Raw genomic sequence first — 14,663 nt, 5'->3', positions numbered from 1 at the left:
CACACCAAGGGGAGGGAGTGCGGACATGCGCGCACTGTTGGGGATCCGGAACTACCGGATCTATCTGCTCGGCAGCACCGTGGACACCATCGGGGACATGGCGTTCTGGCTGGCCGCGGCGATCTGGGTCAAGGAGCTGACCGGCTCGACCGCCGAGATGGGCGTCACAATCCTGATGCTGAACCTCGGCACGGTGCTCTCCCCGGTCACCGGCGTGCTCGTCGACCGGCTTCGCCACAAGCGCACGCTGATGGTCACCAACGCCGTCACCGCGCTGCTGGTTCTCAGCCTCGTCACCGTGCGCAGCTCGGCGCAGCTGTGGCTGATCTACTCCGTCATGTTCTGCTACGGCCTGAGCGCGACCATCACGAGCGCCGCCTTCAACGGACTCAAGGAGCAGTTGCTGCCGAAAGACCTGTTCGCCGATGCGAGCGGGCTCGGGCAGGCGCTGCAGCAGGGTTCGCGGCTGATCACGCCGGCCATCGGCCTCGGTCTGCTCGCGGCGTTCGGCGGCCACGCGCTGGCCGTGATGGACGCGGCCACCTTCGCCTTCAGCCTGCTGTGCTGGTCGCTGATGCGGATCGAGGACCCGCGGCCGCAGCCCGCCGAGGACGGAGAACGGCCGAGCCGTTGGGCGGAGAGCTCGGCCGGGTTCCGCTACCTGTTCGGCACCGTGTCACTGCGGCAGCTGAGCATCGCCTGCGCGATCGCGCTGTTCGGGATGGGCTTTCTGGAGACGCTCGTCATCCCGGTCACGACTGTGGGCCTGCACCACGCGCCCACGTGGATGGGCGTGTTGGTCACCGTGATGGGTGTCACCGGTGTGGCGGGTGGGCTGAGCGCAGGTTCACTCATTCGGCGGATCGGCGCCGGGCTGGCCACCGCCTCGGGGCTGGCCCTGGCGGGCGCGGCGTGCCTGGCCCTGGCCGCGCCGGCGACCCCGGTGGTGGTGGGCGCGGCGGCGCTGTTCGGCTTCGGCCTGCCGGTGGCCATCGTCGGCTCGATCACCGCCATCCAGCTCGGCACGCCGAACGAGCTCATGGGCCGGGTCAGCGGCGCGGACAACCTGCTGGTCACCGGCTCGCAGTGCGTCGGCATCGCCCTGTGCGCGGCGCTGGTCGGGGAGGTCTTCTACCGGGACCTGTGCTACTTCGTCGGCGGCGTGATCCTGCTCAGCTCGCTGTACCTGGCCAGCCGCAAGGCTCAGCGCGCGCACGGCACGCACGCAGACGGGCCCGAGCCCGCGCGGTCATCACGCGAGCCCGAGCCCGTCCGGGCGGCCGAAGCGCCGCCGGCTACGAACTAGCCGGATTAGTTGAAGCTCTCGCCGCAGGCGCAGGAACCGGTGGCGTTCGGGTTGTCGATCGTGAAGCCCTGCTTCTCGATCGTGTCCACGAAGTCCACGGTCGCGCCGACGAGGTACGGGGCGCTCATCCGGTCGGTGACGACCTTGACGCCGCCGAACTCCGAGACCACGTCGCCGTCGAGGGAACGGTCGTCGAAGTACAGCTGGTAGCGCAGACCGGAGCACCCGCCCGGCTGAACCTGGACACGCAGCGAAAGGTCGTCCCGACCCTCCTGCTCCAGCAGGCTCTTGACCTTGGCCGAGGCCTCATCGGTCAGGATGATGCCGTCCACCTTGGTGCTGCTGATCTCAACCTCTACCGACATCGTGCTAACCCCTTGTCTCAGTAACGGTCCGTCGGGTCGTTGCCTTCACCGCTCAACGCCTGCACGACGGCTTGGTATTCCCGAGGAGTCGGTGCCAGCCGTCCATTCGCTTCTATCGTCGCATACCGGGACGGCCGGGTGGTATGACCGACGTCTCGATCCGAGTGAAGATCGTGTGGAACTCGTGGGGATCTCGCGGTGATCACCGGGAATACCGGTGCGATAAGATGGCTTAGCGTCAGTAAGACGAAAAGGAGCGCGGCCAGTGCCGGGCCCGACCGAGGAGCTGTGGGACGTGACCACGACCAGCCAGACCAGCGAGCGGGCAGCCGTCTTCGCCGAGCCCGCCGGCACGCCGCTCTCGCTGCTCCTGCTCGGGCAGGCCGCCGACCCGCGCAGCGAGCGCGGCGTGGAGTGCCCGGGCGACCTGCCCGCGCCCAGCGACCCCGACCTGGTGGCGCGCGCGTGGGCGGCCAAGCAGGCGCTGGGCGAGAAGGTGTTCATCCTGGGCCACCACTACCAGCGCGACGAGGTGGTGCAGTTCGCGGATGTGACCGGCGACTCGTTCAAGCTGGCCCGGGACGCGGCCAACCGCCCGGACGCCGAGTACATCGTCTTCTGCGGCGTGCACTTCATGGCCGAGTCCGCGGACATCCTCACCTCCGAGAGCCAGCAGGTGCTGCTGCCGGACCTCGCGGCCGGCTGCTCGATGGCCGACATGGCCACGGCCGAGCAGGTCGAGCAGTGCTGGGAGCTGCTCGAGGACCTCGGCATCGCGAGCCGGGTCGTCCCGGTCTCCTACATGAACTCCTCCGCCGACATCAAGGCCTTCACCGGCCGGCACGGCGGCACCATCTGCACCTCGTCCAACGCCGAGCGCGCGTTGACCTGGGCGTTCGAGCAGGGTGAGCAGGTGCTCTTCCTGCCCGACCAGCACCTCGGCCGCAACACCGCGGTACGCCGGCTCGGCCTGAGCCTGGACGACTGCGTGCTCTACAACCCGTACAAGCCGATGGGCGGGCTGACCGCCGAGCAGCTGCGCGACGCGAAGATGATCCTGTGGCGCGGGCACTGCTCGGTGCACGGCCGGTTCACCCCCGAATGCGTGGACGACGTGCGTGAGCGCATCCCCGGCGTGAACGTGCTGGTGCACCCGGAATGCCGCTACGAGGTCGTGGAGAAGGCCGACTACGTCGGGTCCACCGAGTACATCATCAAGGCGCTGGAGGCGGCCGAGCCGGGCACGGCGTGGGCCCTGGGCACCGAGCTGAACCTGGTGCGCCGCCTCGCGAACGCGCACCCGGACAAGCAGATCGTCTTCCTGGACAAGTCGGTCTGCTACTGCTCCACGATGAACCGGATCGACCTGCCGCACCTGGTCTGGACGCTCGAGTCGCTGGTGGCGGGCAAGCCGGTCAACCGGATCACGGTCGAGCAGCGCACCGCCGAGCAGGCCCAGGCGGCGCTGGAGCAGATGCTGGCCCTGCCGTAACCCGTTCGGCCTAGCCGCCGGCCGGCCGCCCCAGCGGCGTCGGCCCGGCGGCTGCTCGCTCAGTAGTTCAGGTCGACTTCGATCGGCAGGTGCGCCTGCCCGCCGGCGATCGACGGCAGCACGCTCGAGCGCAGCGGCTGCAGGCCCCGGGTGAGCACGTCGTCGAGGCGGACGATGGGGAACTCGGCGGGCCAGGTGAAGCCGAAGCCGCTGCCCGCCGCCTGCTGCGCGCTGCGCAGGCCGAGGCCCTTGGTGAGCTGCGAGAACTGCCGGTCGGTCGCGGCCACGTTCAGGACGCCGATCACGGCGAGCCGCGGCGAGGTGTCCGCCTTGAGCATGGTCACGAACCCGGTGAACGCCGCGTCGCGGGCCTTGGCGAAGCCCGAGTTGCCGAGCACCGGCTGCGGCAGGTGCACCAGGAAGACCGTGAGCGGCTTTCCGTCCGGCACCGTGAGCGTGGCCTTGAGCGCGCCGATCAGCGGCGTGCCGGTGGCCGCGGCCGCCATCTTCGCGGACTGCACCCCGAGCGAGACCGAGGAGTCCCCGTCCGTGGTACCGACGCTGACCGGGCTCACGGCGGAGATCGGGTAGCGGCTCCAGAGCCCGAAGCCGTACTCGGTGACGTGGTACTTGTAGCCGGCGTTGAGCGCGCTCACGGCCGAGGACTGGGCCACGCCCGCGTACAGGTCCTCCAGCGCGACGACGTCGGCGTTCTCGGCCAGCGCCGCCGTGCTGGAGGCCTTGGCCTCGGCGGTGATGCCGTTGACGTCCTCGCTGAAGATGTGCAGCTTCGCCGGCGCGCTGCTGCCCCGCGGCAGGAGCGAGGGGCCGTAGAGCGCCGTCCACACCAGCGCCGCGGCCAGCGTGGCGATCAGGGCGCGCCGGGTGTGCACGATCCCCGCGGCGGCCAGCAGCACCAGGATCGGCAGGGCGAGCCAGGGCAGCCAGGTCTCGAGCAGCGAGCCGAGGCCGCCCACGTCGGGCAGATACCGGTGCAGCACCAGGAAACTGACGCCGAGCCAGCCCAGCACGGCTATAGCCGTGGAGGTCTGACGGCGCATCGAGGACCCGCGGCGGCGGCGCCGGCCCGGGCGGCCCGGCTCGTCGGCGGCCTCGGCGGCGTCCGCTTCGGCCTCGGTGAGCTCGGGCAGCTTCTCCACGGTCGGCGCCGCCGCCGGGATCGCGGCCGAGTGCAGCACCGCGGCGACCGGCTCGGCGCGCGCGGCCGTGGCGGCGAACGGGTCGCCCGGCTGAGCCGGGATCATCGGGTTGCGCGGCTGCGGCGCGAGCGCCGGATCCGCCGGGGGCGTGGAATTCGCCGGGATCGGGAAAGAACGCGCGGGGTCGCTCGAGGGGACCGCCGGATCAGCCGGGTCTACCGTGGGATTCACCTCGTCCAGGGATCCGGAAGACTCCCCCTGCGGGGGCTGCTGCGTACGCTGGGCGGGAATACCGGGCGTCGGCTGCAGCCGGAGGTCGGGTAGCCCCCGTCCGGCCTGTTCTTCACCCTCGGCACCGGTCACCGGTCCAGTCACCATCGCTCGTCGTCCTCCACGGCCCTGAACCCCGCCGCGGCTCTGCCCAGCGCCCCGGCGTCGCCGAGCCTAGCGGTTGGGCCGCCGGGCCTGGCAAGTCGAGGCGTGCAATCGTGGCAGAGGTGTGACGTGCCGGAGGTTTAGGCCGCGCCGCGCCGCGCCGTACCTCAGAGCCCTGGCGCGCCCCAGACCGCGAACCAGCGGCCGAGATCCTGCTCGATCCGCAGATCGTTGGCCAGCTCCGAGCGCATCTGCAGCTCGAGGCTGTTGTCCCGGTTCGGCTCGGTGAGCGGGGCGAAGGGGTAGAAGCTGCCGCGCTTGTAGAGGTAGATCAGGGCGAGCTTGCGGCCCTCGTCGTCGCGGAAGCCGACCAGCGTGCACAGCAGGTAGGACCCGAAGCCTTCGTCCTGCAAGGCGGTGTTGACCGCGTGCAGGTCGGTCACCAGGCCGGTCATGTCGTCCGGCGAGTGCCGGCTGGTGAGCCAGGTGTAGCCGTACTGGTCCTTGCTGACCTCGATGCGCGGCCCGTCGAGGCTCTCGAGCAGCTCCTCGACATCGGTCTCGACCTGATGGAACGCGCCGCCCTCGGCCTTGCGGTAGCACACCGAGCCCGCGCCGGTCGGCCGGAAGCTGCCGGTGACCTCCAGCGTCATGGCCGCCGAGGGCAGGCCGAAGAGCTGGTCCAGATTCGGCTGCACCGGCTTGCTCCGGCCTAGCAGCGAGTCGAGGAAACCCATGCCTCACCTTATCCCCGGCGTACCGGTCAGTGCCGGTGTCCGTGGACTTCCGGGGCCGGACCGCCCAGCTGGGCGTTGATCTTGTAGAGCTGCTCGATCCGCCGCTCCGTGCTCGGGTGGGTGGAGAGCAGCGACATCATCGACTCCTTGGAGAACGCGGGAGCGAAGTAGAACGCGTTGTACGGCTCGGCCGCGCGCAGGTCCTGCTGCGGGATCCGGGCCATGTCGCCGGTGATCTTCCCGAGCGCGGAGGCCAGCGCCATCGGCCGGCCGGTCAGCAGCGCGCCGGCCCGGTCCGCGGCGAGCTCGCGGTAGCGCGAGAGCGCCCGGATGAGCAGGAACGAGATGGCGTAGGTGACGATCGAGACCAGCATGATGATCAGCTGTACCGGCACGCCGCCGTCGCGGTCGTCCCGCCGGTCCCCGCCGAGGCCGAACCAGAAGGCCATCCGGCCCACCAGGCCGGCCAGGATGCCGAGGAAGGAGGCGATGGTGATCACCATCACATCGCGGTGCGCCACGTGCGAGAGCTCGTGCGCGAGCACGCCCTCGACCTCTTCCTGGGTCAGCTGGGCGTTGTTGCGCAGCAGGCCGGTGGTGACGCAGATGACCGCGTTCTTCGGGTTGCGGCCGGTGGCGAACGCGTTGGGCACCGGGGTGTCCGCGATGGCGACACGCGGCTTGGGCATGTCCGCCAGCGAGCACAGCCGGTCCACCACGGCGTGCAGGGCCGCGGCCTCGCGCGAGTCCTGCGGCTGGACCTCTCGGGCGCCCATCGCGAAGGTGGCGATCTTGTCCGAGAAGAAGAACTGGGCGAACAGCAGGCCGAAGGCCAGGACCAGCACGATCGGCAGGCTCTGCGCGGGCACGAACGCGATCAGCGCCGCGATGAACGCCACCGCGAGCAGGCCGATCAGGAACATGACGAAAACCATGCGGGAGGTCAGTCCGCGATCCGGCGCGAATCTCGTCTTCGCCACAGTTCATCCGCCTTCCGTCCGCACCGCCCCTTCGACGGCGAACATCTCGGTTTAGCCCATTGCCTACCCCGGACAACGATCAGTATGAGGGGCGGGTTCCCGGCAGACCGGACCTTTCGCCCGGTGGCGCGCCGAAACGAGACGTCCCCCGCGCGCCGGAGCACGCGGGGGACGTCGGGGAGGGGTGGCCGACCGGCTCAACCGGGGATGAGTCCGTCCGAGGAGAGCAGGTCACGCACCTCGTCGAGGCTCGAGTCGGCGCTCGGCAGGATGAAGTCGCTCGGCTTGAGCTCCTCGACCGGCAGCGGGGTGCCGAGTTCGCGGACCTTGCCGAGCAGCGCCTTCATGGCCGTCTCGAAGGGGCCCTGTTCGCCCGCCTCGACCGCCGCCATGAGCGCGTCGTCGAGCTGGTTGAGCTCGGCCAGAGCCGCCTTCTCGAGGACCAGCTGGCCCTCACCCAGGATGCGCACGATCATGCCGCGCCACCCTCCTTGAGCACGTCAGCGTCGCTGATCTCGTCGTTCTTGTTCGCGTACGAGGCGTTCGCGCCGCCCTCGAGGGCCTTGGTCGAGCCGCCCCCGAGCTCCAGCTTCATCTTGGCCAGCTGGTCGTCTACCGCGCCGCCGGACGAGAGCTGCTCGAGCTGGCGGGTGATGTCGTCCTTGCCCAGGCCGGACGGGTCGTCCAGGGCGCCGGAGGCCATCAGCTCGTCCACCGCGGACGCCCGCGCCTGGAGCTGCTGGGTCTTGTCCTGGGCGCGCTGGATCGCCATCCCGATGTCGCCCATCTCCTCGGAGATGCCCGAGAAGGCCTCCCCGATCTGGGCCTGGGCCTGCGCCGCGGTGTAGGTGGCCTTGATGGTCTCCTTCTGCGTGCGGAAGGCCTCCACCTTCGCCTCGAGCGCCTTGGACTGGCGAACGAGGTTCTCCTCCTGGCCCTGCAGCGACTCGTACTGCGTGTTCAGGTCGCTGATCTGCGCGACCACGTTCGCGCGCCGGGTCAGCGCCTCGCGGGCGAGGTCCTCGCGGTTGAGCTCGAGCGCCCGGCGGGCCTGGCCCTCGAGCTTGTCGCCCTCCTGCTGCAGCTTCTTCATCTGCAGTTCGACCCGCTTGCGGGAGGTGGCCACGTCGGCGACCCCGCGCCGCACCTTCTGCAGCAGCTGCATCTGCTTCTCGTACGAGTAGTCGAGTGTCTCGCGCGGGTCCTCGTACTTGTCCAGGGCCTTATTGGCCTTGGACTTGAAGATCAAGGACATGCGCTTCATAACTCCGTCGGCCATCAGCCCTCCAGCTCCCCCTTCGATAAGGTGCGGTACCGCTCACGTTCGGACTCGTCTGCTTCCACGATATTCCCTCGTGGCGTCATGGGGCCATCGATCGGTCTGCCCCCTGCCCGCGTCCTGCCCGGCACCCCGGTGGTTATGTCCCCGGGCCGGTAGCGTTTACCCTTCCATACGTGTTCCGACGTAGTTCCTCCGCCAAGCAGCCGTCCGACGCCGCGCCCGTCGAGCCGGACCAGCCCCCCGCCACGCCCGAGGGCCCCGCCGGCAAGGGCCGGCCGACTCCGAGCCGCCGCGACGCCGAGGCTGCCCGCAAGCAGCGCCTCGGCGCACTCCCGGCCGACCCGAAGGCCGCCCGCCGGAGGGAACGGGAGGCGCAGCGGGCCGGCTACGACCGCTCCCGCCAGGCCCTGAAGTCCGGCGACGAGCGTTACTACCCCGCGCGCGACCAGGGCAAGGCCCGCGCGTTCGTGCGGGACTACGTGGACGGGCGATTCCGTCTGCTCGAGCTGCTGATGCCGCTGGTGGTGCTCAGCTGGCTCACCCTGGTCACCGGCCGCTCCGGGATCATCGTGGTGGGCGAGCTGGCGATGGAGGTCGTCGTGGTCGTCGGCCTGGTGCTGGGCGTCTGGCTCGGCTTCCGGGTCAAGCGGGCGGTGGCCGCCGAGTTCGGGCAGGACGAGGTGCGCGGCTCCGGCTTCTACGCCTTCTCCCGCGCGCTGATGCCGCGGTTCATGCGCCAGCCCAAGCCCAAGGTGACCATGGGCGGCCGGCCCAAGGTCTGACCTTTCCGGCTTTGCCCGCCTTTCCCCCCGCCGCGGGCAGGTCGCTGACCTGCCCGGGGGCCGAGAATGTAAGGGCCGGGCGTAGGGTGGGGCCATGGAGTTTCGTCACCTCGGCCGTAGCGGCCTGATCATCAGCGAGATCGCCTACGGCAACTGGATCACCCACGGTTCCCAGATCGAGGCGGAGGCCGCGCACGCCTGCGTGCGCGCCGCGCTCGACGAGGGAATCACGACGTTCGACACGGCGGACGTCTACGCCGGCACCAAGGCGGAGGAGGTGCTCGGCGACGCGCTGGCCGGCGAGCGGCGCGAGGGCCTGGAGATATTCACCAAGGTCTACTGGCCCACCGGCCCCGGCCGCAACGACCGCGGCCTGTCCCGCAAGCACATCATGGAGTCGATCAACGGCTCGCTGCGCCGGCTGCGCACCGACTACGTCGACCTCTACCAGGCGCACCGCTACGACGCCGCGACGCCGCTGGAGGAGACCATGCTGGCGTTCGCTGACGTGGTGCGCTCCGGCAAGGCGCTCTACATCGGCGTCTCGGAGTGGCGGGCCGAGGAGATCCGGGCCGCCGCGGCGCTGGCCAAGGAGCTGCACGTGCCGCTGATCTCGAGCCAGCCGCAGTACAACATGCTGTGGCGGGTGATCGAGGCCGAGGTGGTGCCGGCCAGCGAGGAGCTTGGCCTGAGCCAGATCGTCTGGTCCCCGATCGCGCAGGGCGTGCTGACCGGCAAGTACAAGCCGGGCCAGCCGGTGCCGGCCGGCTCCCGGGCCACCGCCGAGCGGGGTGCGAACTTCATCACCCCGCTGCTGACCGACGACATCCTGGGCCGGGTGGCGCAGCTCGAGCCGCTGGCCGCCGAGGCCGGGCTCTCGCTCGCCCAGCTCGCCGTGGCCTGGACCCTGCAGAACCCGAACGTGGCCGCCGCCATCATCGGCGCGACCCGGCCGGAGCAGGTGCGCGAGAACGTCAAGGCGGCCGGCGTGAAGCTGGAGGAGGGCCTGCTCAAGCGGATCGACGACATCCTGGAGCCGGTGATCGTGCGCGACCCGGCGAAGACCGTCTCCCCGGCGGCCCGGCCGTGAGCGCCTGAGCGCCGCACGTCCTGACCGCCCGCGGGCGTCGCGCTCGAGCGCGGCGCCCGCGCGCCTTTCCCCGTTTCAAAGGCCCAGGTCAGACGGGCAGGTCCTCGTGCAGGGACATCGGGCCGTAGACCACCGCGCCGTCCTCGAGCAGGCTCACCTGGTCGACCTCGGCGGCGAGCAGATCCGGCCAGTATTCTCCGATCCAGGACTCCGCGTCGCCCTGGTTCGGGTGGGCGGTGTGCTCGCCCTCGACCGGCACGATGGGTTCGACCTGCTCGCCTGACTCGTTCTCATACCGCCACGTGAATGCCATGCGGCCAAGACTACCGAGGAGTTTCCTGTGCACACCCGGCCTACGGCGCGGCGCGTGCTGGTGCTGGGCGGCGCGCGCTCGGGCAAGTCCGCCTACGCCGAGCGCCTGCTGGCCGCCGGGGACGCAGAGGTCGTCTACGCCGCGACCGCGCCGCGCTACCCCGGGGACGAGGAGTGGGCCGGGCGGATCGCGCACCACCGGGCACGGCGCCCGGCCGGCTGGCGCACCGTGGAGACGGGCGAGGACCCGGCCGCGCTGGCCCGGCTGCTGCGCGCCGCCGAGAGCCCGGTGCTGGCCGACTGCCTGACGCTGTGGCTGACCGCGGCGATGGACGCGGTGCAGGCCTGGGACGAGGAGGCCTGGGCCGGCGGCCGCGCGCCGGAGCAGCTGGCCGAGCTGACGCGGGATCTGATCGACGGCTACGCCTCGGCTTCCGCGCCGGTGGTGGCCGTCTCGAACGAGCTCGGCTTCGGCCTGGTCCCGCCGGATCCGGGCAGCCGGCGCTTCCGGGACGAGCTCGGCCGGCTCAACCAGGCGATGGCGGCGGTGGCCGACGAGGTCCAGCTCGTCGCCGCCGGACTGCCCCTACGGCTAAAGTGAGCGCCGATGGAAACGACAGACCTGCAGAAGCTTTCCGAGGACGTGCGCCGTCCCACCGACGCGATGCGCACCGCCGCGGCCGACCGGTGGTCGGCCGAGCTGGCGCTGCCACCGCGCTCCTTCGGCTCCCTGGAGAAGGTGGCCGGCTGGCTCTGCGCGGTGCAGGGCCAGTGTCCGCCGCGGCCGATCGAGCGCGCCCGGCTGGTGCTGTTCGCGGGCGACCACGGCATCGCGGCGCTCGAGACGCGGGGCCGCCGGGTCACCGCGCAGCCGCCGGGCTCGACCGCGGCGACGCTGCGGATGTACGGACGCGGCGAGGGTCCGGCGAACGTGCTGGCCCGCGCGTACGACGCGACCGTCCGGCTGATCGACGTCTCCGTGGACTGCGACCCGGAGGAACTGGCCGAGCTGCCGGCCGAGGTGACGGCGGGTCGGATCCGGCGCGGGACCGGCCGGATCGACCGCGAGGAGGCCTGCACCCGGGCCGAGGCCGAGGCGGCCTTCGCGCTCGGCCGGGAGCTGGCCGACGCCGAGGTGGACGCCGGGGCCGACCTGCTCATGCCCGGGCTGATCGGCGCCGGGCACACCACCCCGGCCGCGGTCCTGGTGGCGGCGCTGACCGGGGCCGACGCGGCGTCGGTGACCGGGCGAGGCAGCGGTGTGGACGACGCCGGCTGGACGGTGAAGTGCGCGGCCGTGCGCGACGCGCTGCGACTGGCCCGGCCGGTACTGGCGGACCAGTACGAGCTGATGGCGACGTGCGCGGGCCCCGACTTCGCGGCCGCGACCGGGTTCATCCTGCAGGCCGCGGTCCGGCGCACCCCGGTGCTGCTGGACGGGGTGGGCGCGACCGCGTGCGCGCTGCTGGCGCAGCGGATCGCCTTCCGCACGCCGGAGTGGTGCCTCGCCGCGCAGCTCTCGCCGGAGCCCGCGCAGCTCAAGGCGCTGGACCGGCTCAGCCTGGAGCCGCTGCTGGACTTCAAGGTGCGCGCGGGCGCGGGTTGCGGCGCGCTGCTGGCGCTGCCGCTGGTGCGGGCGGCCGTGAGCGTGCTGGCCGAGACCCCGTCGTACGCCGACGCGGGACTGCCCGAGCCCACCGTGCGCAGCGCGCTGTGACGATCTGAAGAAGAGCACGAGATGAGCGGCCCCGAGGGCTCCATACCGACCGGCCTGCCGCTGCCCGGTCTGCGCCTGGCCCTCGGGACGCTCAGCATCCTGCGCGTCCCGGTGGACGCCGCCGACCGCCGCACCGCCGGCCGGGCGATGGCCTGGGCGCCGGCGGTCGGCCTGGCGCTGGGGCTGGCCGCGGCGGCGGTGGGCTGGGCCGCCCGAGCGTATACGGACTCGACGTTCCTCGCGGCGGTGGCCGCGCTCGCGACGCTGGCCGTGGCGACCCGGGCGCTGCACCTGGACGGGTTGGCGGACGTGGCCGACGCGCTCGGTTCGGCGAAGCCGCGCGCCGAGGCGCTCGAGATCATGAAGCGTTCGGACATCGGGCCGTTCGGCGTGGTGACGCTGATCCTGATGCTGGGCCTGCAGATCGGCGCGGTCAACGCGGCCTACGCCCATCAACGCGGCGGCCTCGCGGTCATCGTCGCCGCGGTCACCGGCAGGCTGGCGATCACGCTCGCCTGCACCCGGCCGGTGCCGAGCGCGCGCAGCACCGGCCTCGGCGCGTGGGTCGCCGGCTCCGTCCGCACGGCGGTCGCGGCGGTCGTATCCGTGTGCTGCGTCGCCGGCTGCGCCGGGCTCGGACTGATCCGCGGGACCGACGCGGCTTGGCTCTCCGGCCTCGGCTGCGTCGTCGGCGCGGGCTGCGCACTGCTGCTGCTTCGCCGCTGTGTCAAGCGTTTCGGCGGCATCACCGGCGACGTGCTCGGCGCACTGGTGGAGACGGCGACGACCGGCGCGCTGCTTGTGCTCGCAGCGCACTGATCAGCGACGCGGGATACTCTCTCCAGCCAGATCCTCGTATCCGCCGGCCCGGTAGACCTGGTGCTGGAACTGCGCGAGCGAGAGCGCTTGGTGCAGCCCGACACCGTTCGGCTCGTAACCGGGCTGGAAGTACACCACCCCGCAGCGACGGCAGAACCAGCCCTCGTTCCACACGGCGAGCGCGGCGGGCTTACCCACCTGGATCCGCTTGCGGCGCTTGAGGATGCCGACGACACCGAGCCCGTTCACCACGGCGGTCCCGGCGCTGAGGACGAATCCGAACATCGCCGCCGTCGACGCGCCCAGCGAGCCCCCGTGCCACGCGTTGAACACGGCGTCCGCGCAGGAGACCGCCAGAATCGAGCCGACCACGACCCTGGTCGGGCGCCGGCCGAGATCCTGAGGCGGGCCGGCGGCCTCGAACCACGTTCCGTTGGCCGCCGCCATCGGAACGCGCTGCACCTCGTCGGCTCGCCGGCAGTGCGGGCATCCCACCATCTGCGGCGGCGCGTCCTGCGGCTCGAGTCCGCCGCTCATCTCAGCCCTCGTTTCCATCGGCCAGGTCCCGGTACCCGCCGACGCCGTAGACCTCGGCCTGGAACTCCAGGTACGTCAGCGGCCGGCTGAGCCCGACTCCGGCGGGCTCGTAGCCGGGCTGGAAGTATACGATCCCGCAGCGGGCACAGAGCCAGGCCCCGTTCCAGACGGCGAGCGCGGCGGTCCGGCCCGGCCGGACCCGCCTGCGGCGCTTGAAGACGGAGACCGACTTGCGCAGCCCCAAGCCCAGCACCCAGCCCATGATGCCGAATCCGACGAAGGCCGGGCCGTCCGATCCGTTCAGTATCGACAGCCCGAACTGGACGATCCCGCCGCAGCCCACGACGACCAGCACCGGAGACCACTCGTATCTCAGCTGCGGGGTTGCCGCCGGCAGCCTCCAGCCGTTCGCGACCGCGCCCGACACCTTCTGCACGTTCTCGCCCCGCCCGCAGACCGGGCAGCCGGTCGGCTGCGGTGGCGCGTCCTGCGGTTCCAGCTCACTGACATCCATACCGCCCCCTGTGCGTCCCTGCTCCGCGCATCAGAGCAGGAAGGCGCACGCGACGTCAAGGGGCTGCCAGGGATCAGCGCGTGGAGACCTTCACGAACGGCGGCTTGACCACCGTGAACGCGGCACGGCGGCCGCGCACGTCGAGGTAGAGCACGTCGCCCTCGGCCGTGCTCGGGGGCAGCAGCGCGAGTGCGATGCCGAGCTTGAGGGTCGGCGAGAACGTGCCGCTGGTGACCTCGCCGATCGCGTCGTCCGCGCCGGCCTCGGCACCGGCGTGCACCGACATGTGCGGACGCGGGATGGCCCGGTCCACCTGCTTGAGGCCCCACAGCACTCGGCGCGGGCCGGCCGCCTTCTCCGCCGCGAGCGGCTCGCGGCCCCAGAACTCGTCCTTCTTCCAGCCCACCGCCCAGCCGGCCCGCGCCTGGACCGGGCTGATCTCGAGCGAGAGGTCCTGGCCGTGCAGCGGATAGCCCATCTCGGTGCGCAGCGTGTCGCGCGCGCCGAGGCCGCAGGGCTTGATGTCGAACGGCTCGCCCGCGGCCAGGATCGCGAGCCACAGCGCGTCGGCGTCGTCCCAGCGGCAGACCAGCTCGTAGCCGTGCTCGCCGGTGTAGCCGGTGCGGCACACCGTCAGCGGCCGGCCGTCCCACCCCGCCGTGGCGAAGGCCATGTAATCCATGTCGGCGGGCAGTCCGAGCCCCTTGAGCAGGGCCGCGGAGTCGGGGCCCTGCACGGCCAGCACGGCGAACTCCCGGTGCTGGTCGGTCACCGTGACGCCCTCGGGCGCGGCGGCGGCCAGCCGCCGGACCACCTCGGCGGTGTTCGCCGCGTTGGGGATCAGGAAGACCTCCTCCGCCGACTTCACGTAGGCGATCAGGTCGTCCACCACGCCGCCGGTCGCGTCGTCGCAGCACAGGGTGTACTGGGCCTGGCCCGGCCCGATCCGGCGCAGGTCGTTGGCCAGCACCCGGTTGACGAAGTCGAAGGCGCCGGGCCCGGCCACGGTCGCCTTGCCGAGGTGGCTGACGTCGAACACGCCCACCCGCTCGCGCACCGCCGTGTGCTCCCCCACCGTGCCGGCGTACTCGATCGGCATCTCCCATCCGCCGAAGTCGGCCATCTTCGCCCCGAGGGCGAGGTGGCGGTCGTGCAGGGGGGAGGTGAGCAAGGACGGCGTTGTCATGGGTACGAC

General features: G+C 71.7%; 17 protein-coding genes. 7 read left to right on the top strand and 10 right to left on the bottom strand.

The annotated features are described in order from the left end of the window. Positions 1 to 25: 25 nt before the first annotated feature. Positions 26 to 1,306 carry an MFS transporter gene (locus ACTRO_RS31040; protein WP_051451653.1) on the top strand — a complete coding sequence of 427 codons (1,281 nt, stop codon included), beginning with the start codon at positions 26 to 28 and terminating at the stop codon, positions 1,304 to 1,306. A gap of 5 nt (positions 1,307 to 1,311) precedes the next feature. Here ACTRO_RS31040 and ACTRO_RS31035 read toward each other — a convergent pair whose 3' ends face one another. Further along, complete coding sequence (locus tag ACTRO_RS31035; RefSeq protein WP_034268817.1) at positions 1,312 to 1,671, bottom strand: HesB/IscA family protein; 360 nt, start codon at positions 1,669 to 1,671, stop codon at positions 1,312 to 1,314. 295 nt (positions 1,672 to 1,966) lie between these two features. Here ACTRO_RS31035 and nadA point away from each other — a divergent pair, with 295 nt between their 5' ends. Continuing rightward, positions 1,967 to 3,163 carry a quinolinate synthase NadA gene (gene nadA / locus ACTRO_RS31030; protein ID WP_034277503.1) on the top strand — a complete coding sequence of 399 codons (1,197 nt, stop codon included), beginning with the start codon at positions 1,967 to 1,969 and terminating at the stop codon, positions 3,161 to 3,163. A 59-nt stretch (positions 3,164 to 3,222) separates the two neighbouring features. Here the strand turns inward: nadA and ACTRO_RS31025 are convergent, their stop codons facing one another. The 5 genes from ACTRO_RS31025 to ACTRO_RS31005 all read right to left on the bottom strand — a co-directional run bounded on the left by ACTRO_RS31025 (position 3,223) and on the right by ACTRO_RS31005 (position 7,679). Continuing rightward, a complete protein-coding gene (locus tag ACTRO_RS31025; protein WP_157436555.1) occupies positions 3,223 to 4,554 on the bottom strand; it encodes an endonuclease/exonuclease/phosphatase family protein in 1,332 nt (443 codons plus the stop codon). A 311-nt stretch (positions 4,555 to 4,865) separates the two neighbouring features. Then, positions 4,866 to 5,435 (bottom strand): PspA-associated protein PspAB, encoded by a 570-nt coding sequence (gene pspAB / locus ACTRO_RS31020; protein ID WP_034268811.1) that lies wholly within the window; start codon positions 5,433 to 5,435, stop codon positions 4,866 to 4,868. Positions 5,436 to 5,461: 26 nt separating this feature from the next. After that, positions 5,462 to 6,415: a zinc metalloprotease HtpX gene (gene htpX, locus ACTRO_RS31015; protein ID WP_034268809.1), complete on the bottom strand. Its 954-nt coding sequence runs from the start codon at positions 6,413 to 6,415 to the stop codon at positions 5,462 to 5,464. Between the two features lie 197 nt (positions 6,416 to 6,612). Next, positions 6,613 to 6,891 (bottom strand): PspA-associated protein PspAA, encoded by a 279-nt coding sequence (pspAA, locus tag ACTRO_RS31010; protein WP_034268806.1) that lies wholly within the window; start codon positions 6,889 to 6,891, stop codon positions 6,613 to 6,615. Next, positions 6,888 to 7,679, bottom strand: a complete 792-nt coding sequence (locus tag ACTRO_RS31005) for a PspA/IM30 family protein (protein WP_034268803.1) — start codon at positions 7,677 to 7,679, stop codon at positions 6,888 to 6,890. The genes pspAA and ACTRO_RS31005 overlap by 4 nt, the downstream gene beginning before the upstream one ends. A 191-nt stretch (positions 7,680 to 7,870) precedes the next feature. Here ACTRO_RS31005 and ACTRO_RS31000 point away from each other — a divergent pair, with 191 nt between their 5' ends. Together ACTRO_RS31000 and ACTRO_RS30995 are read left to right on the top strand one after the other, a co-directional pair. After that, positions 7,871 to 8,479: a DUF3043 domain-containing protein gene (locus ACTRO_RS31000; protein ID WP_034268800.1), complete on the top strand. Its 609-nt coding sequence runs from the start codon at positions 7,871 to 7,873 to the stop codon at positions 8,477 to 8,479. A 94-nt stretch (positions 8,480 to 8,573) separates the two neighbouring features. After that, positions 8,574 to 9,569 (top strand): aldo/keto reductase family protein, encoded by a 996-nt coding sequence (locus ACTRO_RS30995; protein WP_034268797.1) that lies wholly within the window; start codon positions 8,574 to 8,576, stop codon positions 9,567 to 9,569. 88 nt (positions 9,570 to 9,657) lie between these two features. Here the strand turns inward: ACTRO_RS30995 and ACTRO_RS30990 are convergent, their stop codons facing one another. Next, positions 9,658 to 9,882, bottom strand: coding sequence for a hypothetical protein (locus ACTRO_RS30990; protein WP_034268794.1), 225 nt, complete (start codon positions 9,880 to 9,882; stop codon positions 9,658 to 9,660). A 27-nt stretch (positions 9,883 to 9,909) separates the two neighbouring features. Between ACTRO_RS30990 and cobU the strand changes: the two genes are divergently transcribed. Genes cobU through ACTRO_RS30975 form a run of 3 tightly spaced genes read left to right on the top strand, consistent with a single transcriptional unit; the run spans position 9,910 to position 12,417 of the window. After that, positions 9,910 to 10,482, top strand: a complete 573-nt coding sequence (gene cobU / locus ACTRO_RS30985; protein ID WP_084316651.1) for a bifunctional adenosylcobinamide kinase/adenosylcobinamide-phosphate guanylyltransferase — start codon at positions 9,910 to 9,912, stop codon at positions 10,480 to 10,482. 6 nt (positions 10,483 to 10,488) lie between these two features. Continuing rightward, positions 10,489 to 11,598, top strand: coding sequence for a nicotinate-nucleotide--dimethylbenzimidazole phosphoribosyltransferase (locus ACTRO_RS30980; RefSeq protein ID WP_034268791.1), 1,110 nt, complete (start codon positions 10,489 to 10,491; stop codon positions 11,596 to 11,598). A 21-nt stretch (positions 11,599 to 11,619) separates the two neighbouring features. Then, positions 11,620 to 12,417: an adenosylcobinamide-GDP ribazoletransferase gene (locus ACTRO_RS30975; RefSeq protein ID WP_051451651.1), complete on the top strand. Its 798-nt coding sequence runs from the start codon at positions 11,620 to 11,622 to the stop codon at positions 12,415 to 12,417. Here ACTRO_RS30975 and ACTRO_RS30970 read toward each other — a convergent pair whose 3' ends face one another. The 3 genes from ACTRO_RS30970 to gcvT all read right to left on the bottom strand — a co-directional run bounded on the left by ACTRO_RS30970 (position 12,418) and on the right by gcvT (position 14,654). Continuing rightward, on the bottom strand, positions 12,418 to 12,954 hold the full coding sequence (locus ACTRO_RS30970) for a hypothetical protein (protein ID WP_034268788.1): 537 nt from the start codon (positions 12,952 to 12,954) through the stop codon (positions 12,418 to 12,420). It abuts the gene before it with no gap. Position 12,955: 1 nt separating this feature from the next. Beyond that, positions 12,956 to 13,468, bottom strand: coding sequence for a hypothetical protein (locus tag ACTRO_RS30965; RefSeq protein WP_034268785.1), 513 nt, complete (start codon positions 13,466 to 13,468; stop codon positions 12,956 to 12,958). 73 nt (positions 13,469 to 13,541) lie between these two features. Further along, positions 13,542 to 14,654 (bottom strand): glycine cleavage system aminomethyltransferase GcvT, encoded by a 1,113-nt coding sequence (gcvT, locus tag ACTRO_RS30960; protein WP_034268783.1) that lies wholly within the window; start codon positions 14,652 to 14,654, stop codon positions 13,542 to 13,544. Between the last annotated feature and the right edge of the window lie 9 nt (positions 14,655 to 14,663).

Origin of the sequence: Actinospica robiniae DSM 44927, assembly GCF_000504285.1 — a bacterium.
In the GTDB taxonomy this organism is placed as follows: domain Bacteria; phylum Actinomycetota; class Actinomycetes; order Streptomycetales; family Catenulisporaceae; genus Actinospica; species Actinospica robiniae.
The sequence above is the reverse complement of the archived record's forward strand: the minus strand, read 5'-3'. Positions and strand labels throughout refer to the sequence as shown.